The following is a 26,935-nucleotide window of genomic DNA, read 5'->3' as shown; positions in this document are numbered from 1 at the left end:
GCCTTTCTTTGCGGCATCATCTTTGGTATCCGGAAGTTACAGCTGCATAACCCCACTGTACGGATACTGGAGGAATGATGCCCACTATCGACGCACTCTCGGAACGCCTGACCGACTATCTCGATCTGCAGCAGATCAGAGAGGTGCGTCGTGCCTATTTTTACGCCGAGCAGGCCCACGATGGCCAGCGGCGTAAAAGTGGCGAGCCCTACGTAACCCACCCACTGTCCGTTGCCAGCATCCTGGCGCAGATGCACATGGACCATCAGAGCCTGATGGCGGCCATGCTGCACGATGTGATCGAAGATACCGAGATCAACTACGAGGGCGTCTCCTCGCAGTTCGGCGACACCGTGGCCGATATCGTCGACGGCGTCTCCAAGCTGGCCCACCTGGATTTCGAGACCAAGGCCGAGGCCCAGGCCAGCAACTTCCAGAAGATGGTGCTGGCGATGGCGGAGGATATCCGCGTCATCCTGGTGAAACTGGCCGACCGGATGCACAACATGCGCACCCTGGGTGCCATGCCGCCGGAGAAGCAGCGCCGTATCGCCCGCGAAACCCTCGATATCTATGCGCCCATCGCCGCCCGCCTGGGCATGCGCGATCTGCAGGTGGAGCTGGAAGACCTGGCGTTCCAGGCTCAGCACCCGATGCGCGCCAAGTATATCCGCCGTGCGGTGGTACAGGCGCGTGGCCAGCGCAAGGATGTGATCTCCAGCATCCAGAACAGCATTCAGGAGCGGCTCCACCAGGAGGGGCTGCCCGGCCTGGTGACCGGCCGCGAGAAGCACCTGTACAGCATCTACCAGAAGATGAAGAGCCAGCGGAAGTCGTTCGCCGAGATCATGGACGTGTTCGCCTTCCGCATCGTCACCGAGAGCGTCGACGAGTGCTACCGCATCCTCGGCACGGTGCATAACCTGTACAAGCCGGTGCCCGGCCGCTTCAAGGACTATATCGCCATCCCCAAGGCCAACGGCTACCAGTCGCTGCACACCGCGCTGTTCGGCGCCCGCGATATCACCATCGAGGTGCAGATCCGCACCAAGGAGATGGACGCGGTGGCTAGCCAGGGGATCGCCGAGCACAGTCACTACAAGGCCTACGGCGACTCCGAAAGTGCCGTCGGTTCCTACAACCGGGCCCGCAAGTGGGTGCAGGGGCTGCTGGAGATGCAGAAGCGGGCCGGCAACTCGATGGAGTTCATCGAGACGGTGAAGACCGACCTGTTCCCGGACGAGGTCTACGTGTTCACGCCAAAGGGCCGCATCCTGGAGCTGCCGCACGGCGCCACACCGATCGACTTCGCTTACGCGGTGCACACCGACGTCGGCAACAGCTGCGTCTCCTGCCGTATCAACCGCCGTCTGGCGCCGCTGTCGCAGCCGCTGGAGAACGGCCAGACCGTCGAGATCATCACCGCGCCGGGCGCCCAGCCGAACATGGCCTGGCAGAACTTCGTGGTGACCGGCAAGGCTCGTTCGTCGATCCGCCACTTCCTGAAAAACCAGCAACGCCACGAGTCGGTCGCTCTCGGCCGCCGTCTGCTGAGCCAGTTCCTCGGCAACTATGGCGCCCAGATCAAGGATATCGACCAGGCGGCGCTGAAGCAGTTGCTGGCCGAGGCGGAGCTGAAATCGCTGGATGACCTGCTGGAAGATGTCGGCATGGGCAACCGCATGGCCTACGTGGTGGCCCGCCGGCTGAAGCCGAGCGACGCCGCCGAGGCGGTCAGCAAGGAGGGCCGCGAGAAGCAGCGCCCGCTGGCGATCCAGGGTACCGAAGGGATGGTGTTGCAGTACGCCAAGTGCTGCCGGCCGATTCCGGGCGACACCATTATTGGCCATATCAGCACCGGCCGCGGGCTGGTGATCCACCGTACCGACTGCCGCAATATCGGTTACCTGCGCGATGACCCGGAGAAGTGTATCTATCTGGAGTGGGCCAAGGATACCGAGGATGAGTTCACCGTCAGCCTGAAGCTGGAGGTGGAATCACAGCGCGGACTGATCGCCAGCCTGGCGACCACTGTTGCCTCCACCGGCGCTAATATCCTGAAGATCGACACCGGCGAGCGCGAGGGCCAGCTGGCTACCGTCGAGGTCGACCTGACCGTCACCAATCGTGTCCACTTGGCCCGGGTGATCAAGAAACTGCGGGTGCTGAAGTCGGTCAACAAGGTCAGTCGCAGCTGATCGGCGGCAGCTCGGCCTGGTCTCTCGATTGCTGGTGAACAGCCGTTAAACAGCCCCCAACGGTTGTTGGCGGGGCCCTATGGGGTGCCGCCGATCAACCGCTTGTCCGTTCACTTTTTCGTTTGTTTTTCTGTTCATTTCTCCGTTCATTTTTCCGCTATGGCCAGGCTGTTAACCTGACGATCCGTCATGCGTCTGGGCCACCCCGACAGCCGTCGTTTATTCTTCTCTCCCTGAGGATGATTTTGATATTCATGGGTTTTTGAAGGTTTGCTTTGCGGTCAGCTTGCGCAATAATTTGTCGATTCAGCCAATGTAAAGGCGGCGTGATTGCGGGCACTGGGTGCCGGCGCGCTTATTACCGGATCGGGAGAGAGTAAAGTGTCGGTTGGAGTTCGTACCCCAGGGAGCAGTGTTCCGCAGCTGGATCAGGCCCGTGTCGTGCTGCTGCATGATGCGGAGGGTAAGATGCTGGCTGTTCTGCCCAGTTCCTGCCTGCTGAACCTGGCCAGTGTCTGGAAGCAGACCGGCCGTCACCTGCAGCCAGTACGCGGCGACGACGCCGCCCGCTTTTTCGGTCAGCCGACGCTGGCCAGCAATGAGGCTGCCCAGCAGAAGCTGTTGTCGATGCCGCTGCTGATCGATCCGGGCTGCGCCAAGCAGGCCAACCTGAATATTAACGACCCGCATAGTCAGCTAACTTTCGTTGCCCCGAAGGCGTGGCTGCAGCATGCCGAGAGTTGCAGTCTGGCGTTGTCCAACGCCGAGATCGAGGCCCGTCAGCCGAGCGGTGACGATGAGGCGCTGATTACCCTGGCGGTGGAGCGGTTTACTGCGTTGCGGGTCAAGCAGCGGCTGGAGGACACCCTCGACCTGCCGGCGCTGAGCCCCACCCTGCAGAAGATCGTCGCGCTGCGCTCCGACCCTGACGCCAGTGTCGACGAACTGCTGCCGATCGTGCGGGTTGATCCGAGCCTGTCGGCTCAGGTGATGAGCCTGGCTGCCTCGCCCTATTACGCTGCACCGGGCAAGATCGCCTCGGTAGAGGATGCGGTGATCCGGGTGCTGGGTTTCGATCTGGTGATCAACATGGCGCTGGCCACCGCGATGGGGCGTATCCTGGAGCTGCCGAAGGAGGGGCCGCGCGGTGGCACGCCGTACTGGCTGCAGGCGGTCTACAACGCCACCCTGGCGGAGAAGTTGTGTCAGCTGATGCCGGTCGAACGGCGGCCCAAGCCGGGGCTGGTCTACCTGAGCGGATTGTTGCACAACTTCGGCTACCTGGTGCTGGCCCACCTGTTCCCGCCGCATTTCTCGTTGCTGGCGCGCTATATCGAAGCCAACCCGCATTTCCAGCTGGATGCGATCGAGCGTCAGCTGCTGAATGTCACCCGCGAACAGATCGGCGCCTGGTTGTTGAGCAGCTGGTCGCTGCCGGAGGAGGTCTGCAAGGCGATCCGCCATCAGAATGATCCGGACTACGGCGGACTGGCCGCGGAATATGCCAAGATCCAGTTCCTGACTAACCGCCTGCTACGCGAGCAGGGCCTCAGCGATGGCCCGCTGGAGCCGATTCCCGGCGAGCTGTACCTGCAGCTGGGGCTGACCCCGGCCAAGGCGATCAACGCCCTGCAGCAGCTGATGGAACAGGACGAACAGCTGCGTGAGCTGACCCGGATGCTGGCCGCTTAGGCTTCTTGGTTATTCTGCATTTTGATTCTTTGTGGAGAGTTCGAAATCAGGCGCCTTTTCAGGCGCCTGAATTTTAGGGTCTCTGCTGGTTCCGGCATTATTGAACCACTACAGGTCCCCGGCTCTGCGGGCGATATCTGCGGACTGTGCGGATCTGTCGCGGTCAGAGCCCGCTGCTACAAGGGCTTCTGCTTCGCAGCTGCCCGATCCGGGGGCGACATTCGCGAACTGTGGCAACCTTGTCGCGGTCGGAGCCCGCTGCTAAAAGGGCTTCTGCTTCGCAGCAGCCCGCTCCGGGGGCGACATTCGCGAACTGTGGCAACCCTGTCGCGGTCGGAGCCCGCTGCTACAAGGGCTTCTGCTTCGCAGCAGCCCGCTCCGGGGGCGATATTCGCGAACTGTGGCAACCCTGTCGCGGTCGGAGCCCGCTGCTACAAGGGCTTCTGCTTCGCAGCTGCCCGCTCCGGGGGCGGCATTCGCGAACTGTGGCAACCTTGTCGCGGTCGGAGCCCGCTGCTACAAGGGCTTCTGCTTCGTAGCAGCCCGATCCGGGGGCGGCATTCGCGAACTGTGGCAACCTTGTCGCGGTCGGAGCCCGCTGCTACAAGGGCTTCTGCTTCGCAGCAGCCCGCTCCGGGGGCGACATTCGCGAACTGTGGCAACCTTGTCGCGGTCGGAGCCCGCTGCTACAAGGGCTTCTGCTTCGCAGCAGCCCGCTCCGAGGGCGATATTCGCGAACTGTGGCAACCCTGTCGCGGTCGGAGCCCGCTGCTACAAGGGCTTCTGCTTCGCAGCTGCCCGCTCCGGGGGCGGCATTCGCGAACTGCGGCAACCCTGTCGCGGTCGGAGCCCGCTGCTACAAGGGCTTCTGCTTCGCAGCAGCCCGCTCCGAGGGCGACATTCGCGAACTGTGGCAACCTTGTCGCGGTCGGAGTCCGCTGCTACAAGGGCTTCTGCTTCGCAGCAGCCCGCTCCGAGGGCGGCATTCGCGAACTGCGGCAACCCTGTCGCGGTCGGAGCCTGCTGCTACAAGGGCTTCTGCTTCGTAGCAGCCCGCTCCGAGGGCGACAATCGAATTAACCCTCTTCCGCCAGCTGGGCTTCCAGTTCTTCCAAGGCTTCGAGCTGTTCCAGCCAGTCCGCTTCGATGCTGTCGACTTGCTTGCTGTATTTCGCCTGCTCGGCCAGCAGATCCTTCAACTTCAGCTTGTTGCTGTCATCGTAGATCGACGGCTCGGCCAGTGACTGTTCCACCTCGGCCAACGCGTTCTGAACCTGCTCCAGCTGCGCTTCCAGCTTCTCCACCGCCTGCTTCAGTGGCCGCAGCTTGGCGCGTTGAGCGGCCTGCTGGCGTTTCTGCTCCTTGCGTTCGGCGGCGCTGAGCGAGCGGTTCTCCCGCTCGGTTTCGGCCGGCTGTTCCGCTTTGCGTTCGTTGCGCCGCTGTTCCAGTAGCCAGCTCTGGTAATCATTCAAGTCGCCGTTGAACGGCTCCACCGTGCCGTTGGCGACCAGCCAGAACTCGTCCACCGTGTTGCGCAGCAGGTTGCGGTCGTGGGAGACCAGGATCAGCGCGCCTTCGAAACCTTGCAGTGCCAGGGTCAGCGCGTGACGCACCTCCAGATCGAGGTGGTTGGTCGGTTCGTCGAGCAGCAACAGGTTGGGCTTCTGCCAGGCGATCAGTGCCAGCGCGACCCGTGCCTTCTCGCCACCGGAGAACCGCTTGACCGGTTCCAGCGCGTCGTCGCCGTGGAAGCCGAACGCACCCAGGTAGGTACGGATCTCCTGGTCACTGGCCTTCGGCGCCAACCGTTGCAGATGCAGTGCGGGCGACGCCTCCAGATCAAGTGCTTCCAACTGGTGCTGGGCGAAGTAGCCGACCCGCAGGTGCTCGCCGTCGTGGCGCACGCCGGCCAGCAGCGGTTGGTCGCCGACCAGTGACTTGATCAGGGTGGACTTGCCGGCGCCGTTCGGGCCCAGCAGGCCGATGCGGGCGCCCGGTGCCAGGTTGATGTTCAGCTCGCGCAGTATGGCCTTGTCGGTGTAGCCGCAGTCGGCCTTCTCGAAGGTCAGTAGCGGGTTGGACACCTTGTCGCTGGACTGGAAGGTAAAGCGGAACGGGCTGTCGATATGGGCCGGCGCAATCCGCTCCATCCGCTCCAGCTCCTTCAGCCGGCTCTGGGCCTGTTTGGCCTTGCTGGCCTTGGCGCGGAAGCGGCGCACGAAGCTTTCGATCTCGGCCACCCGCTGCTGCTGCTTCTGGAACTGCGCCTGCTGCTGGGCCAGCCGTTCGGCGCGCAGCAGTTCGAAGGCCGTGTAGTTGCCCTTGTACAGCTCCAGCTTGCGCTGGTGGAGGTGCGCCACATGGCCGACCACACTGTCGAGGAAGTCGCGGTCGTGGGAGATCAGCAGCAGGGTGCCCGGATACTGGCGCAGCCACTGCTCCAGCCAGATGGTGGCGTCGAGGTCGAGGTGGTTGGTCGGCTCGTCCAACAGCAGCAGGTCGGACGGGCACATCAGCGCCCGTGCCAGGTTGAGCCGGATACGCCAGCCGCCGGAGAACGCCCGTACCGGCTTGTCGCCGTCGGCCTCGCTGAAGCCGAGCCCGGCCAGCAGCTGGCGGGCGCGGGATTCGGCGCTGTAGCCGTGCAGGTCTTCCAGCTTGGCGTGCAGTTCGGCGATCCGGTGGGCGTCATCGGCCGCCTCGGCTACCGTCAGCTGGTGCTGTACCTGGCGCAGCAGCTCATCGCCGTCCAGCACGTAGTCGACCGCCCGTCGTTCGCTGGCGTCGACCTCCTGTGCCATATGGGCGATACGCAGCTGGCTGGGCAGTTGGAAATCGCCGCCGTCCGGCTGCAGCTGGCCGAGGATCATGCTGAACAGGGTCGACTTGCCGGCACCGTTGGCGCCGATCAGACCGACTTTCCAGCCTTGATGGATGGTTAGGTCGGCCTGCTCTAAAATCGCCAGGGGACCCCGATGTAAACTGACTTGTTGCAATAGAATCATGGCCGCGAATTCTACCACAGCGCTTGCGCTGGATAATCCATTCTGGCGCTTCGCGCTGAACACTTATCGCCAGCCCGGCGTCGAGGCGATCTGCCTGGAACTTCAATGCCAGGGACTGAGCATCAACCGGTTGTTGTACTGCTTGTGGCTGGCTGGCCAGGGGCGAGGGTTGCCAGCGGAAACCGATCTGGCCGACCGCTGGCAGCAGCAGATCAGCCACCCGTTGCGGGCGTTGCGCTACCAGGTGCGAGGGATGAAAGCGGATCAACCGGAGCTGGCCGACTGCTACCGGAAGATGCGCGAGGCAGAACTGGCGTGCGAGCAGGTTGAAATCGCTCGACTGTACCAACAGGCTGAGCAGGGCGCGCCGCTGGACAGCCCGTCGCACGCATTGCGGCAGAACCTGAACCGGTATCTACAGCAGGTTGGCGTGCCGTTGGCAGATGTTCAGCAGAACCTGCAGGCGCTGTTGGTGGCACTGGGACTTGAATGGCCCGGGTCGCCATCGGTGTAAACGCTGGGTTACACTGGGTGTAAGTGGTGAGCGGTGGAACTTTACGCTTCAATCGGCCACTAACCGTGAAACGGCCCAAACACAAGGATTCTACTGATGAAACGAACTTGGCTGGCTGCCGCCATGGCAACCGCACTGACCGCCGCACCGACCCTGTTTGCTGCGGAGCTGGAAAACGAGCAACAGAAGCTGAGCTACAGCTTGGGCCTGATCCTCGGCCAGCAGCTGAAGCAGCAGGTCGAGAAACTGGACTTCGAGGCGTTCCGCAGTGGCGTTGAGACCATCTACAGCGGTAGCGAGCCGAAACTGACCGATGAACAGGTCAATGAAGTGATGCAGGCGTTCCAGGCCCGCAAGATGGAGGAGCAGCGCCAGCGCTTCGCCGAACTGGCGGCCGCCAATATGGAGAAGGGCAAAAGCTTCATGGCAGAAAATGCCAAGAAGGGCAGTGTGCAGACCACCGACAGCGGCCTGCAGTATGAAGAGCTGACCGCCGGCACCGGCAAGAGCCCGACCGCCGAGGACACTGTGCAGGTACACTACGAGGGTACGCTGGTTGACGGTACCAAGTTCGACAGCTCCTACGACCGTGGCGAGCCGGTCTCCTTCCCGCTGAACGGCGTAATCCCGGGCTGGACCGAAGGTCTGCAGCTGATGAAGGAGGGTGGCAAGACCCGCTTCGTGATCCCGGCTGACCTGGCTTACGGCCCGGGTGGTATGGGCAACGCGATCGGCCCGAACGAAACCCTGGTGTTCGAGGTGGAACTGCTGAAGGTCAACCCGGAAGACAAGAAGTAAGCGTTTCCTTCGCCAGCGTTTGTTTGAACCAATAAAAATGCCGATCAGATAGACTATCTGACCGGCATTTTTGGTTTTAGGGTGCCTATTCCTCTGAACTGCAGCACCCGCTCCGCGGGCGACACCCGCGGGCTGTGCCGACCCTGTCGCGGTCGGAGCCCGCTGCTACGGGGAATTCCGCTTCGTAGCAGCCCACTATGAGGGCGACACCCGCGGACTGCGCCGACCCTGTCGCGGTCGGAGCCCGCTGCTACAGGGGGGCTTCGTAGCCGCCCACTATTAGGGCGACATCCGCGGACTGCGCCGACCCTGTCGCGGTCGGAGCCCGCTGCTACGGGGAATTCCGCTTCGTAGCAGCCCACTATGAGGGCGACACCCGCGGACTGCGCCGACCCTGTCGCGGTCAGAGCCCGCTGCTACGGGGGGCTTCGTAGCCGCCCACCATTAGGGCGACACCCGCGGACTGCGCCGACCCTGTCGCGGTCGGAGCCCGCTGCTACAGGGGGGCGTAGCAGCCCGCTCCGAGGGCGAATGATGCTGGCACGGAGTATCAGAAAGACTTGCGTAAAACTACTGCAATTCGTTCAGGATGCCGTTGGAGCCGATCGCATAGTACTTGCCGCTGCCGAAGGCGACATCATAGACCCCGGTGTGTGTCGGGCCATAGGGATCGCGCTTGTGCACCTGCCAGCGGCGCAGCTCCTTGCCGCTGGCGACCTCCCACAGTTGCACCAGGCCGGAGGCTGAACCTGTCAGCAACTGGCGGCCGTCCTTGGAGAAGCGGGCGCTGAGATAACTGATCCGCTGGGCGAAGAAGCGCTTGTCGCTGGTCAGGGTGACCAGCTCCTGGCCGTTCGCGGTATCCCAGATTACCGCCCGGTTGAGGGTGGCCGAGCTGAATGCGCGGCGACCGTCGTGAGACAGCGCCACCGTATCGACCACGTTGTCGAACGGCAGGCTGTGCAACACGCCGCCGCTGGTCATATCCCACAGTCGAACCCGGTAGTCGTCCGAGCCGGTCAGTGCCAGCTTGCCATCTTCACTCAGCGCGACGCTGCGCACCCGGGCAGGGTGGCGGAATACATTGCGGGCGCCGCCGTTTTTAACGTCGAAATAGACCGCGGTATGGTCGGCCAGTCCCAGCAGGGCATAATCGCCATTGCTGGACAGCGCGACATCGAGGATTTCGGCCGGCGAACTCCAGAACCCCTGCGGCTGACCGCTGGTAACGCTCCAGAGCACCAGATCCTGGGGGTTGGCAGTCACCGCGTAGTCGCCCTCCGGTGAGAAGGCGGTGGCGGCGATCAGTGAATATTCCTGTGCATGGTGATTCCAGTTAAACAGCCGGGCGTGCTTGCGCAGGTCCCACAGGCTGCCGCCGTGCAGGCTGGAGCCGAGGCTGACGTGATCGCCTGCCGGCGAAATGGCTGCCGAATAGGCACCCTGCTTGGCATACTCCTTCCAGGCTGCGGGCGGCTCGCCGCCGCTGCAGCCCGCCAGCGCCAGTGCCGTTGTGGCAGCCAGCACATACTGCGGTACGGAAAACTGCATCCGGGCCTTAGCCCTCACTCGCCAGGGCCTGTTCCCGGTGTGCGTTGTGCAGCACCTCGATCAGCTGGTCTTCCAGCTCGAAGCGCTCCTCCAGCGCTACCCCCAGCGAAGACAGGCTTTCGGAAAACTCGCGCAACTCCTGCACCGTCGGATCATCGAAAGCGGAGAAACGATCGTTGAAGTCCAACGCCACATCGGTGGTGGTCTGAATCTTCGGGAAGAGTTCCTGGGCATTCTCGACACTGCCGTCGTTGAACTCGCTGCCTTCACGCAGCAATTGCTCATAGACCTCGAAGTGACCGGAGGACAGGTAGTCGACCAGGACCTGGCAGAAGTTCTCCGTCATTGATTGCAAGCCGTTCGCCACTCGCTGGTTTGGCAGATGGACGAACAGGCTGATCAGCTGCTGTCGCTCTTCCAGCCAGTGATCGATGATCTCACTGACCCCGCCCCAGCGCTCTTTCGCATTGCGGCATTTCTCAAGCATCGTAGATCTCCCTCTTGCCAGTCATCAGGCGGTTTCGTCCATACTAGCGCCAAGCGAAACGGCGGTGCAATAGAGCATTGGGCCGGGTTATACTTGCCGCCACTCTAATGACCTGGATCGCTTTACTCGGGGGTATCGATGCTAAAGAAATTGCTGCTGGTATGGTTGCTGGCCATCCTGACACCGCTGGCCTGGTCCGCAGAGGAGGGGGCACCGGCTCAGGAGGAGTACGTCAACTATATCGAACTGAAGCCGTTCGTCGCCAATTTTGGCACGGGTCCGAAGACCCGCTTCGTTAAATGCGAAATTACCATACAGGTCAGCTCCGAGGCGGCCCACCATGCGGTAAACCATCATATGCCGCATATTCGCAACGACATCGTATTCCTGCTCAGCAGCCAGAGCGAAGAGTCGATGAAAACCATCGAGGCCCAGCAGACCCTGGCCCGCCAGGCGCTGAAACTGGTGCAGAACATCCTGGTGGAGGAGGAGGGCGAAGCGTTCGTCTCCGATTTGTTCTTCACCAGCTTCGTAATGCAATAACGGGCCGCCTGTTTAGCCGGATCGTTCCGATGCCCGCAAGCGAAGTTCGCAGGCGGGCATTTTTGTATGAACCATACTCGGTTACCGTTTTGATCTGGCAGGACCCGGCAGCGGAACGGGCTGTTGTGCCGCTATTTCTACTGCCGGCTGACCCTGCCCATCGAAAATGGGATGTTTGAAAATAGCCGGTTTTCGCAGTAGTGTGTGCGGCCCGAATAGCACTGGACTGTGCCAAAACGCTGGCTGTATCGAAGTCGGGTAGCTGTTGCTCATCAGGAAGAGAGCAAGGGCACCGTTCGACGCGTTTATTCAGAGTAGGGTCGATAACGGACACCGTAAGCAGAGGCCCGGTCCCGTTGTTGTTTCCGTACCCCCGTTGATAAAGAGCTCAGGGAGTGGGCGCTGAAGCAGGAGCAGCGTTGCGTGTTCGCCGCGGATTTTATCGATCATCTACCTGATATGTATTTCCGGACCGATCCGTCCGGTCAGCTGACCACCGTCTCATCCTTTGCCTGCAGCTTGCTGGGCTACAGTACCGACGAACTGTGCGCTCTGTCGTTGGCGCAGTTGTTCGTGGATGCCGGGCAGTATGAGCAGCTGGTCAGCGCGGCGGAGCAGGCCGATGGTGACGGTGTTCGGCTGGAGGCGGAGTTGGTCTGCCGGGACGGCCGCCATCGCTGGTTGCAGATCCACGCCCGGTGGCATAGCCGAGCTGAGGGTCGATCGGATGGCCTGGAGGGCTTGGCGCGAGACATTACCGAGCTCAAGCTGGCACAGCAGGAGCTGGGCCAGAGCGAAGACCGTTTCCGCCGGTTGGCCGATGTCACCACCGAAGCGCTGTTCATCCATCACCAGGGCCGGATGCTTGCATGCAACGGGGCTGCCGAAGTGATGTTCGGCTATAGCCATGCGGAGTTAATGAGCATGGTGGCGCTGGATATGGTGGATCCGCGGGATCATGCGACGGTCAGCGAAAATATCCGGCGGGAGTATCAGCAGCCCTATCAGGTGAAAGGCCGCCGTAGCGACGGTTCGCTGTTCCCGATGGAGATATTCTCCAAGCAGAGTCGGATGGGTGAGTTGCCGGTACGGGTCACCGCAATCCGCGATCTGAGCGAACACAAGGCGGCCCAGTCAAAACTGGCAACGTTGTCGGCCGCAGTGGAGCAATGCCCGGTGGCAGTGCTTATCGCCGGCGTGGACGGCACGCTTGAATATTGCAACGATGCCGCCGAAGCGATTACCGGCTATGCCGGTGATGAGTTGCGAGGGCGGCAGTTGGTCGATCTGTTCGACAAAAAGATCGATCCGCAGGCCAAGCGGCTGGGGTGGCACCTGGCGATGTATCGCGACTGGAACGGCGAGCTGAAGACCCGGCACCGGGACGGCCGTGAATGCTGGTTGCAGGCCCGGCTCAGTACCATCAAGAGTGATAGCGGCGATGTACAGCATTACCTGTTGATTCTGCAGGATGTCAGTCTGCAGAAGCAGCAGCAGGCGCGGATTCAGCACCAGGCCGACTTCGACCTGCTGACCGATCTGCCCAACCGCGGCCGGGCCAACCGGATACTGCAGCAGTTGCTGGCTGAGGCCGCCCAGCAGGCCGACAAGGTTGGTCTGTTGTTCGTCGACCTGGACGAATTCAAGGCGATCAACGATTCGCTCGGCCATGAGTACGGCGACGGTCTGCTGCGGCAGGCTGCGGCCCGGATGCGGCAGGTGGCCGATGAGCAGCATTGCGTGGCCCGCTTTGGCGGCGATGAGTTCCTGGTTATTGTCGACCAGGCCGACAGTGCGCAGATGGAAGAATTGGCCCGGCAGCTGGCGGACTGTCTTGCCGAACCCTTCATGGTGAAAGAGCATGAGCTGATCACTACGGCCAGTATCGGCCTGGCGCTTTATCCGCATGACGGCAAGGACGCATTGAGCCTGTTGCGCAATGCCGATACCGCGATGTATCAGGCCAAGCTCAGTGGCAAGAACGGTTTCCGCTTCTTCAGCCGTCATATGAATAAAGAGGCTGAACAGCGGCTGCAGATAGAACAGCAGTTGCGTAACGCGCAGGAGCGCCAGGAATTCAGCCTGCACTACCAGCCGGTGGTCGATTTCCAGAGTGGCCAGCTGGTGGGGGCCGAAGCCCTGTTGCGCTGGCATAACGAAGCCTTGGGGGCGGTGGGGCCGGATACCTTCGTGCCACTGGCGGAAAGCACCGGGCTGATTGTGCCGATCGGTGAATGGGTGTTGCAGACCGCCTGCCGCCAGGCGCACCGCTGGCAACAACTCTACGATGAGTCGTTCCGGATCGCGGTCAATGTATCGCCGCGCCAGTTCCGTGGCGACAGCCTGCTGAAGGCGGTGCGCGAGGCGCTGGCGCAGAGTGGATTGGCGCCGCACTGCCTGGAGATCGAAGTGACCGAAGGTCTGCTGATCAAAAACCGGGTAGAGACCAAGCGGGTATTCCACGAGCTGAAGCAGATGGGCGTGAGGATCGCCATCGACGATTTTGGCACCGGCTATTCGTCGCTCGCCTACCTGGAGCGGTTCCCGTTCAACACCCTGAAAATCGACAAGTCGTTCGTGGCCGGCCTGCAACCGGACAACCGCCGTGAGCTGCTGGTACGGACCATCATCGAGATGGCCCATGGCCTGTCACTGGACGTCGTGGCCGAGGGGGTGGAGAACCTGATGCAGGTGGATCAGCTCAGTGCGCTGGGGTGTGACTTCGCCCAAGGCTATCACTTCAGCAAGCCATTGACGCCCGAGGTATTCGAGATCTACCTGAAGGATCGCGCCAGTCTGTTGCCCGGTCGTGCACCGGCGGCACTGCAGGAGAGCTGATTCGCCGGATCCGGCAGCGATACATTGGGCGACACGCACCGCTTGGCCTATAAACAAGGGATAGGATTCTCAAAAGGTGCCAGTGATGTCGAAATCTCGTGACCAGCTACGGGTATTGTTGCTACAGATACGGGAGGATGGCCTGGTGCGCCGGGAGGAGCACCAGAGCTTCACCGACTACTGCGGCCTGGCGCCACACCAGATTGAAGTCCTCAATGTTTTCGATTCGCCGGACTTCGAGCCAACCGCTGCCGATGAGTACGATGCATTGCTGGTGGGCGGGGCCAGCGAAGCGGATGTATTGAAGCCGGAACAGTACCCGTTCGTGGCCAACAGCCAGCAGTTGCTGCGCCGCTGTGCCGAGCGGCACCAGCCGGTTTTCGCCTCCTGCTTCGGCTTTCAGCTGGCGGTGCTGGCACTGGGCGGCGAGATCCTGCACAAGGACCAGGATTTCGAGATGGGCACTATCCCGATCTCGTTGACCGGTGCGGCCGCCACGGATCCGCTCTACCGGGATACACCGGATGCGTTCCTGGCGGTATCGGTACATCGTCAGTATGCCGCGCGGGTGCCGGCCTGTTGCGAAGTGTTGGCCTATACCGAGCAGTGTATCCATTCATTCAAATTGCGTGATCGGCCGTTCTGGGCCTTCCAGTTCCACCCGGAGGTGGACCGGGCCCGGCTGGTCGAGCGGCTGACCCGCTTCAAGCAGCACTACACTGACGGCGACGACCACCTCGAGCAGGTGCTCGGTTCAGCCAGCGATACGCCGGAAGCCAATATCCTGGCACGCAAATTTATCGAACGGGCGTTGCTTTGTGAAAGTTGACAGTTATAAGTTAACAGAGCCTGTCGGTTGGCAACGGAGCTCGAATATGCCGCTGTAAACTGTCCACTGTTAGCTTGATGCTGACTATTTGATCTTCAAGCCGACCCAGAGTACGGCGGCCAGTCCGACGAGCGCCTCGATAAAGATGAAGCCGTATTGCTGGAACAGTTCGGACATAAAAGAGTGCTGATCTTTAATACTTGAAGTAAGAAGTTTACAGCGCTGACCTGGTGATCAACAGGCATCCCATCCGGCTAATCTGGCGGTGGCACTGTAAACTGTCCACTGTTAACTCACTCCTATTTCACCCCTCATGGCATAAGCGGATGGCTCACAGTAGAATGTACGGCAAATTTTTGAGCCGGCTATACGACTGATGAGTAACGAAGAGAATCACCACCAGACCGAAGCCGAGGGCGCCAAGCCGCGCCGCGGTATCTACCTGTTGCCGAACCTGTTCACCACCGGGGCGCTGTTTTCCGGCTTCTATGCAGTGGTCGCCAGCATGCAGGGCCACTTCGAGAGCGCCGCGATCGCCATCTTCGTGGCGATGGTGCTGGACGGCCTGGATGGCCGGGTGGCCCGGATGACCAATACCAGCAGCAAGTTCGGCGCCGAATACGATTCACTGTCCGACATGGTGTCTTTCGGGGTGGCGCCATCGCTGGTCGCCTTCAACTGGGTGCTGGACGATATCGGTAAGCTGGGCTGGTTCGCGGCCTTTATCTATGTCGCTGGCGCGGCGTTGCGGCTGGCGCGTTTCAATACCCAGATCGGTTCGGTCGACAAGCGCTACTTTATCGGCTTGCCGAGTCCGGCGGCAGCGGCCTCGATCGCCGGCCTGGTCTGGGTGGCGGTGGAATACCAGTTCGACGGCAGCGGCTACGCGTATCTGATCGCCCTGTACGTGGCGCTGGCCGGGGTGTCGATGGTCAGCAACGTGCTCTATTACAGCTTCAAGGATGTCGATTTCCGCGGCAAGGTGCCTTTTGTCATTCTGGCGGGTATCGTGCTGGCGGTCGCGGTGATCTCGATCAGCCCGTCGATGTTCCTGTGGCTGCTGTTCCTGGGATATGCGTTTTCCGGGCCGGTGCTTTGGCTCTGGCGTAAGCGATCGAAGTGAATGCTCGATTTTGCACAAAATAGAAACGGGGAGCCTGAGGCTCCCCGTTTTGGTTTTTATCGATATGATTCATTGGAATTCATTGCTTGTAGGAAATGGGATGGACCCACCCACCCTATCAGTGCACTTACGCTGAGAAGGCCACAGACCAAAAGAGAGGGGGCCATCTCATGCAAGTTAAGACACTGGCTATCGGTCTTGGCAAATCCGTTTTTCAATTTCACGGCGTCGATGCGCACCACAGAACCGTGCGGCAACGGCAGGTACGTCGAGCCAAACTGCTGGCAACGGTACTGCGCTTAGCGCCGGAAAGGGTGATCATGGAGGCCTGCGGCTCGTTGAAGACGTAAATAACCGCTATTTCATCAGCCAGGGAATTTTTTGCGTCCGGGCAGTCTAAAGATATCTGCCTTAGTGACGGACAATGGATGCCGAGATGTTGATCAAGAAACCTGACGATATTCGTCCCTCCGAAATTACCCCGGAATCGGTTTACCTGAACCGGCGCCAGTTCATGCGGGGCCTGCTGGGCGGCGCCGCGCTGGCCGCCTCCGGCACTGCCTTGGCGCTGCCGAAACCCGAATTCGACGGCGACCTGCCGGTCTATCCCGGTCCCGACTGGCTGCAGGCGCAACTGCGGGCCGGGGAACGCAATACCGAACTGTCGACCGATGAGGCGCCGGCGCCCTACCAACACGCGATCCGTCACAATAACTTCTACGAGTTTGGCACCCGAAAAACCGATCCGTCCCGCAATGCCCAGCAGTTCGTGACCGATCCCTGGTCGGTGGAGATCGGCGGCGAGGTCGGCAAACCGGGCACTTACCCGCTGGAGGATCTGCTCAAGCCGTACCGGCTGGAGGAGCGGATCGTTCGGTTGCGCTGTGTCGAGGCCTGGTCGATGGTGATCCCGTTTGTCGGTATTCCGCTGGCCGATCTGCTCAAGCGGGTGCAGCCCAACTCCCGTGCCCGCTATGTCGAATTCACCACGCTGCACGACCCGCAGCAGATGCCAGGTCAGCGCTCGGTGTTCAGCACCCTCGACTGGCCCTATGTGGAGGGGCTGCGGATCGACGAGGCGATGCACCCGCTGAGCTTCCTGGCGGTTGGCATGTACGGCAATGCGCTGCCACCGCAGAACGGTGCGCCTTTGCGGTTGGTGGTGCCCTGGAAATATGGCTTCAAATGGGTCAAGTCGATCGTCAAGATTCGGCTGGTCGAGCAGATGCCCAATACCACCTGGAACCGGGCGGCGCCGGACGAATACGGTTTCTACGCCAACGTCAATCCGGCGGTTGATCATCCGCGCTGGAGTCAGGCCACCGAGCGGCGGTTACCGTCGTCGCTGTTCCAGCCCAATATCATCGATACCCAGCCATTCAACGGCTACGGTGAGCAAGTGGCCCACCTGTACCGTGATCTGGACCTGACCAAATGGTTCTGACGACAGCGGTGCGTACCATGCCCTGGTTGCGAGTGCTGCAGTGGTGGCTGGTCTTCCTGGCGGCGCTACTGCCGCTGGTGTCGATCGGCTATGATGCCTGGATCTTCAACCTCGGTGCCGATCCGGCCAAGGAGATAGTCGATCATCTCGGCCGCTGGGCGCTCTATTTCCTGTGGATAACCCTGGCGATCACGCCGCTGCGCCGGTTGCTGCACTGGGGCTGGCTGCAGCGCTACCGGCGCATGATGGGGCTTTACTGCCTGTTCTACGCCTGCCTACACCTGCTGGCATTCGCGACCTTCATTGTCGGCTGGCGCTGGGATCTGCTGTTGACCGCCTTTACCGAACGGCCCTATATCTTTGTCGGCGCCAGCGCTCTGTTACTGTTGATTCCGCTTGGCATCACCTCGACCCGCGGCTGGCAGCGGCGTTTGAAAAAGAACTGGCTGCGGCTGCACCGGCTGGCCTATCCCGCCGCGTTGCTGGTACTGGTACACGTGATCTGGTTGATCCGCTCGAGCTATTTCGACGCGGTGATTTACGGTGTATTGCTGGCATGGATGCTGGGCTATCGGCTATACCTGAAAAGGACATCCTGATATTCAACGGGAGGTAATCATGTCTTCCCGGCATCCATCTTTCTGGCGGCTCTGGCTGAGCGTACTGGCCGCCATGTTCGGCGTGCAGTCGGAAAAGAACCGCCTGCGCGATTTCAACAGCGGTGCCGCCTGGCCCTATATGCTGTTGGGACTGCTCAGCGTGGTGCTGTTTGCCATGCTGGTGATCGCCATGGTGCGCTGGGCGTTGTACTTGGCGGGCGCCTGAGTGAACACGGAGCGTAGCTACCCGGTTGCAGTTACGGCCTTTCTGTTACAGAACCTGAACACATTTCTCCACCTTCGTCATTGCATTTGAGCATCGACTGCTATACTTCGACTTATCCAAGCGGATTGGTAGGGATTGATGGGATGGAACCAGAGCCTGGTCGAAACCCGTCACGACCGACGCTGCAGTAGTTGCAAGCGCGCCGTACGACAGTCAGAGCAGAACTGTCCGGACACTTGGTTTACAGCGCCATAGTGAATGGTTTTCGAGCAGGCTTACCGTGCCCATAAGGGAGGCCTGCGATGAGAGTTTCAGCACTTCCACTGCTGCTGGCGGTGGCTGGCGGCGTGCCCGCTGCGCGAGCGGACTGGTCGCTCAACATGACGCCCGGTGTGACCGAGATCAGCCAGGCGGTGTTCGATCTCCACATGACCATCTTCTGGATCTGTGTCGCCATCGGCGTGGTGGTATTCGGCGTGATGCTCTGGTCGATTTTCCACCACCGCAAGTCCAAAGGCGCCCAGGCCAAGCATTTCCACGAAAACACCCTGGTCGAAATCATCTGGACGGTGATCCCGTTCGTGATCCTGATCGGCATGGCGGTACCGGCTACCGCCACCCTGATCAAGATGTACGACAAGAGCGAGGCCGACCTCGATATCCAGGTGACCGGTTACCAATGGAAGTGGCGCTACCAGTACCTGGGCGAGGATATCGACTTCTTCTCCAACCTTTCCACCCCGCGCGAGCAGATCAGCAACGACAGCGAAAAGGGTGAAAATTATCTACTGGAAGTGGATAACCCGCTGGTGATCCCCGCCGACAAGAAAGTCCGTTTCCTGATCACCTCGAATGACGTTATCCACAGCTGGTGGGTGCCGGCCTTTGCCGTCAAGAAAGATGCCGTGCCGGGGTTCATCAACGAGGCCTGGACCCGGGTACCGAAGCCCGGTATCTACCGGGGCCAGTGCGCCGAGCTGTGCGGTGTCGACCACGGCTTCATGCCGGTCGTGGTGGAGGTGAAACCGCAGGCCGAATATGAGCAGTGGCTGGCCGATGTCCGGGCAGCCAAGGCCGAGCAGGCAGCAGCGGCCCAGCAGGAGATCAGCTTCGACGAGCTGATGGCGCAGGGCGAGCAGGTCTACAACCGCGCCTGTGCCGCCTGTCATCAGGTGACAGGCGAGGGGCTGCCGAACGTATTCCCGGCGCTGAAGGGCAGTGCGATGGTGCTGCAGGATATGGCCGGCCATATCGATATCGTGCTTAACGGCAAGAGCGGCACCGCAATGCAGGCGTTCCGCGACCAGCTCAGTGCGGTCGAGCTGGCGGCGGTGATCACCTACGAGCGAAACGCCTGGGGTAACGATACCGGCGAGATGGTCAGCCCGGCCGAGATTTCGCAACGGACAGCCGCGTCAGCGACAGAGTAGGAGGCGACCGATGACCACCCTGCATCAATCGGTGAAACAGACGGAACAGCATGGACCGGCCACCGGTCTGACCCGCTGGCTCTACACCACCAACCACAAGGATATCGGCACCCTCTACCTGTGGTTCAGCTTCATCATGTTCCTGACCGGCGGCTGCATGGCATTGATGATCCGCGCTGAGCTGTTCCAGCCCGGCCTGCAGCTGATCGATCCGGAATTCTTCAACCAGATGACCACCATGCACGGCCTGATCATGGTGTTCGGCGCGGTGATGCCGGCCTTTGTCGGCCTGGCCAACTGGATGGTGCCGATGATGGTCGGCGCGCCGGACATGGCGCTGCCCCGGATGAACAACTGGAGTTTCTGGATCCTGCCGTTCGCCTTCGGGCTGATGCTGTCGACATTGTTCATGGAGGGCGGAGCACCTAATTTCGGTTGGACCTTCTACGCGCCGCTGTCGACCACCTACGCACCGCCCAGCGTGACCTTCTTCATATTCGCCGTGCACATGATGGGCATCAGCTCGATCATGGGGGCGATCAACATTATCGCCACCATCCTGAACCTGCGCGCGCCCGGCATGACGATGATGAAACTGCCGCTGTTCGTCTGGACCTGGCTGATCACCGCCTTCCTGCTGATCGCGGTGATGCCGGTGCTGGCCGGGGTGGTCACCATGATGCTGATGGATATCCACTTCGGCACCAGTTTCTTCAACGCCGCCGGCGGCGGCGATCCGGTGCTGTTCCAGCATGTGTTCTGGTTCTTCGGTCACCCCGAGGTGTACATCATGATCCTGCCGGCATTCGGTATCGTCAGTGAGATCATCCCGACCTTCGCTCGTAAGCGGCTGTTCGGTTACGCGTCGATGGTTTACGCCACTGCGTCGATCGCCTTCCTGTCGTTCATCGTCTGGGCACACCATATGTTTACCGTCGGCCTGCCGTTGGCCGGCGAGCTGTTCTTCATGTTTGCCACCATGCTGATCGCAGTGCCGACCGGGGTGAAGGTGTTCAACTGGGTGGCGACCATGTTTCACGGTTCGCTGACCTTCGAGACGCCGATGCTGTTTGCGCTGGCGTTCGTGGTGCTGTTCACCATCGGTGGTTTCTCCGGCCTGATGCTGGCGATCGCCCCGGCGGATTTCCAGTACCACGATACCTATTTCGTCGTGGCGCACTTCCACTATGTGCTGGTGCCGGGGGCGATTTTCGCGATCATGGCCGGCGCCTACTACTGGCTGCCGAAATGGACCGGCCACTACTACAACGAGCGGCTGGGCAGGTGGCACTTCTGGCTCAGCTTTATCGGCGTCAACATCACCTTCTTCCCGATGCATTTTATCGGCCTGGCGGGCATGCCGCGGCGAATTCCTGATTACGCCCTGCAGTTCGCCGACTTCAACATGGTGGCTTCAATCGGCGCCTTTATCTTCGGGTTCTCCCAGTTGCTGTTCCTATACATCGTCATCGCCACGATTCGCGGTGGAGAAAAAGCCGGCGACAAGGTCTGGGAACAGCCGACGGGGCTGGAGTGGACGCTGCCGTCGCCGGCGCCCTATCACACTTTTGCAGAGCCACCGGAAGTGAAATAGAGGTCTGTTATGGATGCCATGCAACGCAAGAACTTACGTCTGGTCCGGCGGCTGATACTCGGCTGCCTGCTGATGTTCTGCTTCGGCTTCGCCTTGGTACCGCTCTACGACGTGTTCTGCAAGGTGACCGGCCTGAACGGCAAGGTGCTCAATGTCGGCCCGGTCAGCATCGGCGGTCAGGATCTGGCACGTACCATCAAAGTGCAGTTGATCGCGGTGAATAATGAGGGGATGCCCTGGCTGTTCAAAGCGCAAACGCCTCAGCTGGAGGTGCACCCGGGGGAAACCCGCAAGACCGCCTATCTGGCGCACAATCCGACCGCCAGCCGGATGGTGGCACAGGCGATCCCCTCGGTGGCGCCCTCCGAGGCGGCCCAGTACCTGCACAAGGTGAACTGCTTCTGCTTCGACCAGCAGCCGCTGGAGGGGTTCGAAACCCGCGAGATGCCACTGTTGTTCGTGGTTGATCCCGAACTGCCGAGCCATATCAAGACCATCACCCTGTCCTACACGCTGTTCGACATCACGCCAAAATCGGAACAACACACCGAGTTGATCGGTGATCGGTCGACCACACGGAGGATTTGGCTATGAGTACCGCGAACTACTACGTACCGGCGCAGAGCCGTTGGCCGATCTTCGCCTCACTGGCGCTGTTCATGCTGGCCCTGGGGGCGGGCACTCTGATCAATGGCCTGAGAACCGATTCCGGCGGTGTTGGTCTTGTGATACTGCTGAGCGGGGCTTTGTTGATGGGGCTGATCCTGGTGGGCTGGTTCGGCAATGTGATCAAGGAGAGCCGCACCGGTCTATACAGCGAGCAGATGGATCGCTCGTTCCGCTGGGGGATGATGTGGTTCATCTTTTCCGAGGTGATGTTCTTCGCTGCTTTCTTCGGCACCCTGTTCTACGTGCGTACGCTGGCGGTGCCCTGGCTCGGTGGCGAAGGTGAAAAAGGGGTCTCCAATATGTTGTGGCAGGGCTTCCAGGCCCAATGGCCGCTGATGACCACGCCGGATATGGAACAGTTTCCCGGACCCCAGGCGATTATCGAGCCTTGGCATCTGCCGCTGCTGAATACGGTGTTGCTGATCAGCTCCAGCTTTACCGTCACCATTGCCCATCATGCGCTGAAGGCGGATCGCCGGCCGCGGGTGGTGCTCTGGCTGGCCGCCACCATCGGCCTGGGGGCCGCCTTCCTGCTGTTCCAGGTGATGGAGTATATCGAGGCCTATCAGGAGATGGGGCTGACCCTGCATGCCGGTATCTACGGGGCGACTTTCTTTGTGTTGACCGGTTTCCACGGCCTGCATGTGACCTTGGGAACCTTGATGTTGAGCATCATCTGGCTGCGGGTGCTGAAGGGGCACTTCGAACCGGACAATCACTTCGGCTTCGAGGCGGTGGCCTGGTATTGGCACTTTGTCGACGTGGTCTGGATCGGCTTGTTCCTGTTCGTCTACATCCTGTAGCCAGGGGCTACTGGCCATTCAGCCAGGGTGCCTGGGTTTCCAGCTCACCGGTGACCAGGCCGTAAACGACCAGAGCCAGCAGCAGGGCGCAGAAGGTTACCCGCAGGAACAGTGAATGGACCAGGCGGCGTGACTGGCCACGGTCGTTAAGCAGGAAGTACAGGCCGCTGAACAGGCTGATAACAGCAGCGATGAACATAAGCAGTACAAGGGCTTTGAGCATGGTCGGACTCCAGCAGGCTACCACGTTGAGTAAAGACCGCCGCCGGCAGCGCTTCAAGTGGTTCCTGTTGGCAAATCTGGCGCTGCTGTTGCCGATGCTGATCGGGCTGGGCTGCTGGCAACTGGACCGAGCCGCTCAGAAGCAACGACTGATGGAACGCTGGCAGAACGACGATCAGGCGCGACCGCTAAGCGCGGCATCGCGACAGCTTGACCGGGTAGAAATCGTAGGGCAGCTGGATACCGAGCATTGGTTCCTGCTGGACAACAGGACCCGTCAAGGCCGGGTGGGTTACGAAGTGATCGCCAAGGTTCAGCCGGAACAGGGCGATGCAGGCTTGTTGGTCAACCTGGGATGGTTAGCGGCCGACCCGGATCGTCGCCGGTTACCGACGCTGGAGTTGCCGGTGCAGCGGATCCGGATTGAAGGACGGCTGCATATGCCAGGTGCTGGACTGTTGTTGGCTGAAGATGTCTGGCAGACCGGCTGGCCGAAGCGTATTCAGCAGCTGCAGCCGGATCGCCTGGCGGTACCGATGGCGCAGCCGCTACTGCCCTGGGTGTTGCAGCTGGAGCAGCCGCTGGTGGCGGGGCTGCAGCCGAACTGGACGCCGGTGGTGCTGATGCCCGAAAGGCACCTCGGCTATGCGATTCAGTGGTTTGGGCTGTCATTGGCACTGTTGGTGCTGACGGCCGTGGCCTGGCGGCACCAGCGTGAGCGAGGAGGTTGAGATGAATCGGCGAATTTTCTGCGCAGTCTGGGCCGTCGGCTTGGGGCCGCTGCTGTTGGCGGTGCTGCTCTATTTTCTGAACCTCGGCCCGATTCAGACGAAACCGCAGGGGCAGTTGCTGCCGCCGGGCCAGCATCTGAACAGCTGGCAGCTGGTCGATGAGAGCGGTGAGTCGCACCTTCTGAACCCCAAATGGCGGTTGCTGATGACGGTGCCGGGCGTTTGCGATCAGCGCTGCGACTATTGGAACCACCAGTTGAAGCAGGTGTATACCGCGTTGGGCAAAGACCGGAGTCGGGTGGAGTGGTACCAGGTGGTCGGCGAGCCAACCGGTCGGCAGTTGGGTAGTGAACAGCTGGCTCGGCTGGGCGCGGCGCTCTGGGTGGTCGACCCACATGGCAATCTGGTACTGCGCTATAGCTTGGAGCAGGCACCGCAGGACCTGCTGAAGGATCTACGCCGACTGTTGAAAGTGTCGCGGATTGGTTAGCAAGCAAAGAGTGGTAGGGGCGATGGACAGGCAACTGCTGTGGAACAGGCGATTGGCAACGCTGGCGCTAGGGCTGGCGCTGCTGGTGGTTGCGCTGGGCGGCTGGACAAGGCTCAACGATGCCGGGCTGGGGTGCCCGGATTGGCCCGGCTGTTATGGCCAACTGACGGTGCCGATGGCGGAGCAGCAACTGCAGCAGGCCGAAGCCCTGTATCCACATGCACCGGTGGATATCCACAAGGGCTGGCTGGAGATGGTGCACCGCTACGCCGCCGGAATCTTGGGCCTGCTGGTGATGGCACTGGCGGTGATGGCGTGGAAGCAGCGGGCCGTGGCGCATTATCCCTGGCGGGCGACATTGGCGTTGGCCGGGCTGATCATCGTCCAGGCGTTGTTCGGTATGTGGACTGTCACGTTGAAGCTGTTGCCGCTGGTGGTGACGCTGCACCTGCTGGGTGGGTTGCTGACGCTGAGCCTGCTGTTCTGTTTGCGGATGCGGTTGCAGCATCTGGCTGCGGATTCTGTACCAGTCAGAAGTACTTCTGAAGTGGTCGCTGGGCGGCGTTGGGTGATGGCGGGGCTGTTGTTGCTGTTTTTACAGTTGGCGATGGGCGGCTGGACCAGTTCCAACTATGCCGGTTGGGCTTGTACGGATTGGTTGCAATGTAATCCGCAAAGCGAGATCGAACCCGATTTCGGCGCCGCCTTCGAACTGTTTCCGGGGGTGGGGGCGAATTACGAGGGAGGTCACCTGCCGGTCGAGGCGCGGGCAGCAATTCAGATCAGCCACCGTGTTGTCGCGTTGCTGCTGCTGGGTTACGTGGCGCTGCTCTACTGGCGGTTCGCCGGTCGGTCGGCGACCGGTTCGGCAGTCGGCTGGGTCGGGCTGTTGACGCTGGTACAGGCGGTATTGGGAATCGCCAACGTGAAACTGGCGTTGCCGCTGGCATTGGCGACCGCCCACCACTTGGGCGCCGTCGCGCTGCTGGTGGCGATGCTCTGGTTGTATGAACGGGTCGGGAAGGAGACGCAGGAGGTCGGTCATGGCAAGAATGCATGAGATTGAGGGGCGCGTAGTTGGTGCCAACTGGCGCGATTATCTGGCGCTCTGCAAGCCGAAAGTGGTACTGGTGATGCTGTTGACCGCACTGGTCGGTGTCTGCCTGGCAAGCCCGGGGCTGCCTGACCCTGTATTGGCACTGATCACCCTGCTGGGTATCGGCATGAGCGCTGGCTCAGCAGCGGCGGTAAACCATGTGTTGGACCGGCACTACGACGAACGGATGGCGCGGACCCGCCATCGTCCGCTGCCACAAGGCCGGTTGAGCCCCGGCCAGGCACTTGGCTTTGCCGCTCTGCTTGGGACGGCCGGTATAGCGCTGCTGGCGCTGTTGGTGAATCCGCTGACCGCTTGGCTGACATTGGCCTCACTGATCGGTTATGCGCTGATCTATACCGTATTCCTGAAGCGGGCGACCCCGCAAAATATCGTTATCGGCGGCGTGGCCGGCGCGGCACCGCCATTGCTGGGCTGGGTGGCAGTCACTGGCAGCCTGGATGCTAACGGTTTGCTGTTGATGTTAATCATCTTTGCCTGGACGCCACCTCATTTCTGGGCGCTTTGTATCGCGCGCAAGGCTGATTACCAGCGAGCGGGAGTGCCGATGCTGCCAGTCACCCATGGCGAGCGCTACACGGGCCTGCAGATCCTGCTGTATACGCTGCTGATGATGGTAACCACGGCGTTTCCCTATCTGACACAGCTTAGCGGACCGGTCTATCTGGTTGGGGTTGCCATACTCAATCTGCGCTTCCTGCAGTTGGCCTGGCAGCTGTACCAGGGCGGAGACAAGCAGGTTGCGATGGCTCTGTTCCGCTACAGCATTAGCTACATTATGTGGCTGTTTGCCATACTGTTGCTGGACCACTATTTATTCGCATCGGCATAGGCCGGTGGGAGCAAACTGAGTTTTTGGATATCTAAGGTTCCTGAAAAGGAAGGAAATGGAGAAACGTAGTTAGATGACCATTCAATCCAACAGGTGAGGCAGTGCTCCGCTGCCGTAGCACCGGAGGGGGATAACAGCATGTTCTTACAACATATGATGGGTATCCTGTACCACCCTAAATCCGAGTGGGGTGTGATACGCAAAGAGCACTACTCCACTGTTCATGTGTTCCTGGCACAGATCAGTATCCTGGCAGCTATACCTGCAGTATCGCTGTTCATCGGTACCACCCAGGTCGGCTGGAGCGTTGCCGGAGGGGAATTCGTTAAGCTGGATGTCACCAGTGCACTCATGGCGGGTGTCGCGTTCTACTTCGCCATGTGGGTGGCGGTGGGCATCATTGCCTACTCGATCTATTGGATGGAGCGTACCTACGGCGGCAAGGTCTCCTTCGAGGAGTGCCTGGTGCTGACCACCTTTACGGCAACGCCGCTGTTCCTGTCCGGGATTGTCGGGCTTTATCCGATGCTCTGGTTCAATGTGGCTGTCGGTGGGCTCGCCCTACTGTATTCCGTTTACCTGTTGCGTATCGGCGTGCCGATTATCATGCAGATCACCGAAGACCGTGCATTCCTGTTCTTCTGCTCGGTGTTGACCGTCGGCCTCTGCGTATTGGTAGGGCTGATGGCGACTACGGCATTGCTTTGGGGCACTGTAATACCCTTAAGCTATACGTCCTGATTTACTGTTGTTTAATATTCAACCAAAAAGGCGCATTCCAAGCGCCTTTTTGTATTTATAAGCGTTAAATTTCAATTATTTTAATATCGCCGGTTGACTCCCTCGGTGGGGTCTGTAGAATGCGCCTCCTCGCTTGGGGAGATAGCCTGAAACGGCCGCTCAGCAAGCCGGGAAGGTCGGAAATAAGTTGTTGATTTTTAATCGAAATTAACGATAATAACCGACCCGCTCTCAACCGCTTCACAGTAGTCGCCACGGCGACGAAAGTTGAAAAAAACGGTTGACAGCGAAGCGGGGTTCGCTAGAATATGCGCCTCGCTTGAGCAGAACGCTCAGCACGCTCTTTAACAAATTGATCAAGTAATTCGTGTGGGCGCTTGTCGGGATAAGGCAACAAAAGCTTTATCAAGGCAAGCAACCTAAGTGAATTCATTTAGCGTTGTTTATACCTTGAGCCAA

25 protein-coding genes are annotated in these 26,935 nt (G+C 60.6%); 21 read left to right on the top strand and 4 right to left on the bottom strand.

What is annotated here, in order from left to right:
- Window positions 1-77: 77 nt before the first annotated feature.
- Both spoT and K6T12_RS02795 read left to right on the top strand, forming a co-directional pair.
- Window positions 78-2,198 (top strand): bifunctional GTP diphosphokinase/guanosine-3',5'-bis pyrophosphate 3'-pyrophosphohydrolase, encoded by a 2,121-nt coding sequence (gene spoT / locus K6T12_RS02800; protein WP_222219267.1) that lies wholly within the window; start codon window positions 78-80, stop codon window positions 2,196-2,198.
- Between the two features lie 468 nt (window positions 2,199-2,666).
- Window positions 2,667-3,890: an HDOD domain-containing protein gene (locus K6T12_RS02795; RefSeq protein WP_222219265.1), complete on the top strand. Its 1,224-nt coding sequence runs from the start codon at window positions 2,667-2,669 to the stop codon at window positions 3,888-3,890.
- 1,076 nt (window positions 3,891-4,966) lie between these two features.
- Here K6T12_RS02795 and K6T12_RS02790 read toward each other — a convergent pair.
- Entirely contained in the window at window positions 4,967-6,895 is a 1,929-nt protein-coding gene (locus K6T12_RS02790; protein WP_222219263.1) for an ATP-binding cassette domain-containing protein, read from the bottom strand.
- On the opposite strand from K6T12_RS02790, the gene K6T12_RS02785 reads away from it, so the two are divergent.
- On the top strand, window positions 6,894-7,409 hold the full coding sequence (locus tag K6T12_RS02785; RefSeq protein ID WP_222219261.1) for a TIGR02444 family protein: 516 nt from the start codon (window positions 6,894-6,896) through the stop codon (window positions 7,407-7,409). The genes K6T12_RS02790 and K6T12_RS02785 overlap by 2 nt on opposite strands.
- A 96-nt stretch (window positions 7,410-7,505) precedes the next feature.
- Window positions 7,506-8,207 (top strand): FKBP-type peptidyl-prolyl cis-trans isomerase, encoded by a 702-nt coding sequence (locus K6T12_RS02780; RefSeq protein WP_222219259.1) that lies wholly within the window; start codon window positions 7,506-7,508, stop codon window positions 8,205-8,207.
- Window positions 8,208-8,777: 570 nt separating this feature from the next.
- Here the strand turns inward: K6T12_RS02780 and K6T12_RS02775 are convergent.
- Both K6T12_RS02775 and rsd read right to left on the bottom strand, forming a co-directional pair.
- Window positions 8,778-9,758 carry a WD40 repeat domain-containing protein gene (locus K6T12_RS02775; protein WP_222219257.1) on the bottom strand — a complete coding sequence of 327 codons (981 nt, stop codon included), beginning with the start codon at window positions 9,756-9,758 and terminating at the stop codon, window positions 8,778-8,780.
- A gap of 7 nt (window positions 9,759-9,765) precedes the next feature.
- Window positions 9,766-10,245, bottom strand: a complete 480-nt coding sequence (rsd, locus tag K6T12_RS02770) for a sigma D regulator (protein ID WP_222219255.1) — start codon at window positions 10,243-10,245, stop codon at window positions 9,766-9,768.
- Window positions 10,246-10,383: 138 nt separating this feature from the next.
- Here rsd and K6T12_RS02765 point away from each other — a divergent pair, with 138 nt between their 5' ends.
- The 12 genes from K6T12_RS02765 (at window position 10,384) to K6T12_RS02710 (ending at window position 22,343) form a co-directional block, all read left to right on the top strand.
- Window positions 10,384-10,788 carry a flagellar basal body-associated FliL family protein gene (locus K6T12_RS02765; protein WP_222219253.1) on the top strand — a complete coding sequence of 135 codons (405 nt, stop codon included), beginning with the start codon at window positions 10,384-10,386 and terminating at the stop codon, window positions 10,786-10,788.
- 423 nt (window positions 10,789-11,211) lie between these two features.
- A complete protein-coding gene (locus K6T12_RS02760) occupies window positions 11,212-13,626 on the top strand; it encodes a sensor domain-containing protein (RefSeq protein WP_222219252.1) in 2,415 nt (804 codons plus the stop codon).
- Between the two features lie 85 nt (window positions 13,627-13,711).
- On the top strand, window positions 13,712-14,455 hold the full coding sequence (locus K6T12_RS02755; RefSeq protein WP_222219249.1) for a type 1 glutamine amidotransferase: 744 nt from the start codon (window positions 13,712-13,714) through the stop codon (window positions 14,453-14,455).
- Between the two features lie 376 nt (window positions 14,456-14,831).
- Window positions 14,832-15,578 (top strand): CDP-diacylglycerol--serine O-phosphatidyltransferase, encoded by a 747-nt coding sequence (pssA, locus tag K6T12_RS02750; protein WP_222219247.1) that lies wholly within the window; start codon window positions 14,832-14,834, stop codon window positions 15,576-15,578.
- A 170-nt stretch (window positions 15,579-15,748) separates the two neighbouring features.
- A complete protein-coding gene (locus K6T12_RS02745) occupies window positions 15,749-15,928 on the top strand; it encodes a hypothetical protein (protein ID WP_222219245.1) in 180 nt (59 codons plus the stop codon).
- An 86-nt stretch (window positions 15,929-16,014) separates the two neighbouring features.
- Entirely contained in the window at window positions 16,015-17,022 is a 1,008-nt protein-coding gene (gene msrP / locus K6T12_RS02740) for a protein-methionine-sulfoxide reductase catalytic subunit MsrP (RefSeq protein ID WP_222219243.1), read from the top strand.
- Window positions 17,013-17,621: a protein-methionine-sulfoxide reductase heme-binding subunit MsrQ gene (locus K6T12_RS02735; RefSeq protein WP_222219241.1), complete on the top strand. Its 609-nt coding sequence runs from the start codon at window positions 17,013-17,015 to the stop codon at window positions 17,619-17,621. The genes msrP and K6T12_RS02735 overlap by 10 nt, the downstream gene beginning before the upstream one ends.
- Before the next feature lie 19 nt (window positions 17,622-17,640).
- Window positions 17,641-17,847, top strand: a complete 207-nt coding sequence (locus K6T12_RS02730) for a DUF2970 domain-containing protein (protein WP_222219240.1) — start codon at window positions 17,641-17,643, stop codon at window positions 17,845-17,847.
- A 302-nt stretch (window positions 17,848-18,149) separates the two neighbouring features.
- The gene (gene coxB, locus K6T12_RS02725; protein ID WP_255611501.1) at window positions 18,150-19,277 is read left to right on the top strand and encodes a cytochrome c oxidase subunit II; all 1,128 of its coding nucleotides are present in this window, start codon (window positions 18,150-18,152) and stop codon (window positions 19,275-19,277) included.
- Window positions 19,278-19,287: 10 nt separating this feature from the next.
- Window positions 19,288-20,871 (top strand): cytochrome c oxidase subunit I, encoded by a 1,584-nt coding sequence (gene ctaD / locus K6T12_RS02720; RefSeq protein WP_222219238.1) that lies wholly within the window; start codon window positions 19,288-19,290, stop codon window positions 20,869-20,871.
- A 9-nt stretch (window positions 20,872-20,880) separates the two neighbouring features.
- The gene (locus K6T12_RS02715; protein ID WP_255611500.1) at window positions 20,881-21,465 is read left to right on the top strand and encodes a cytochrome c oxidase assembly protein; all 585 of its coding nucleotides are present in this window, start codon (window positions 20,881-20,883) and stop codon (window positions 21,463-21,465) included.
- A complete protein-coding gene (locus K6T12_RS02710; RefSeq protein ID WP_222219235.1) occupies window positions 21,462-22,343 on the top strand; it encodes a cytochrome c oxidase subunit 3 in 882 nt (293 codons plus the stop codon). Before K6T12_RS02715 ends, K6T12_RS02710 begins: the two co-directional genes overlap by 4 nt.
- 7 nt (window positions 22,344-22,350) lie before the next feature.
- On the opposite strand, the gene K6T12_RS02705 is transcribed toward K6T12_RS02710, so the two are convergent.
- Window positions 22,351-22,566 (bottom strand): DUF2909 domain-containing protein, encoded by a 216-nt coding sequence (locus tag K6T12_RS02705; RefSeq protein WP_222219233.1) that lies wholly within the window; start codon window positions 22,564-22,566, stop codon window positions 22,351-22,353.
- 25 nt (window positions 22,567-22,591) lie between these two features.
- On the opposite strand from K6T12_RS02705, the gene K6T12_RS02700 reads away from it, so the two are divergent.
- The 5 genes from K6T12_RS02700 (at window position 22,592) to K6T12_RS02680 (ending at window position 26,476) form a co-directional block, all read left to right on the top strand.
- Complete coding sequence (locus K6T12_RS02700; protein ID WP_222219231.1) at window positions 22,592-23,296, top strand: SURF1 family protein; 705 nt, start codon at window positions 22,592-22,594, stop codon at window positions 23,294-23,296.
- Window position 23,297: 1 nt separating this feature from the next.
- Window positions 23,298-23,786 (top strand): hypothetical protein, encoded by a 489-nt coding sequence (locus K6T12_RS02695; RefSeq protein ID WP_222219229.1) that lies wholly within the window; start codon window positions 23,298-23,300, stop codon window positions 23,784-23,786.
- 22 nt (window positions 23,787-23,808) lie between these two features.
- A complete protein-coding gene (locus K6T12_RS02690; protein WP_255611499.1) occupies window positions 23,809-24,846 on the top strand; it encodes a COX15/CtaA family protein in 1,038 nt (345 codons plus the stop codon).
- Complete coding sequence (cyoE, locus tag K6T12_RS02685; protein ID WP_222219228.1) at window positions 24,830-25,735, top strand: heme o synthase; 906 nt, start codon at window positions 24,830-24,832, stop codon at window positions 25,733-25,735. The genes K6T12_RS02690 and cyoE overlap by 17 nt, the downstream gene beginning before the upstream one ends.
- Before the next feature lie 138 nt (window positions 25,736-25,873).
- The gene (locus tag K6T12_RS02680) at window positions 25,874-26,476 is read left to right on the top strand and encodes a Yip1 family protein (RefSeq protein ID WP_222219226.1); all 603 of its coding nucleotides are present in this window, start codon (window positions 25,874-25,876) and stop codon (window positions 26,474-26,476) included.
- The last annotated feature ends 459 nt before the right edge of the window (window positions 26,477-26,935 follow it).

This window comes from Marinobacterium arenosum, assembly GCF_019795155.1.
Lineage (GTDB): Bacteria > Pseudomonadota > Gammaproteobacteria > Pseudomonadales > Balneatricaceae > Marinobacterium_C > Marinobacterium_C arenosum.
Note: the sequence above shows the minus strand (reverse complement) of the source record. Positions and strands in the feature narration are given on the sequence as shown.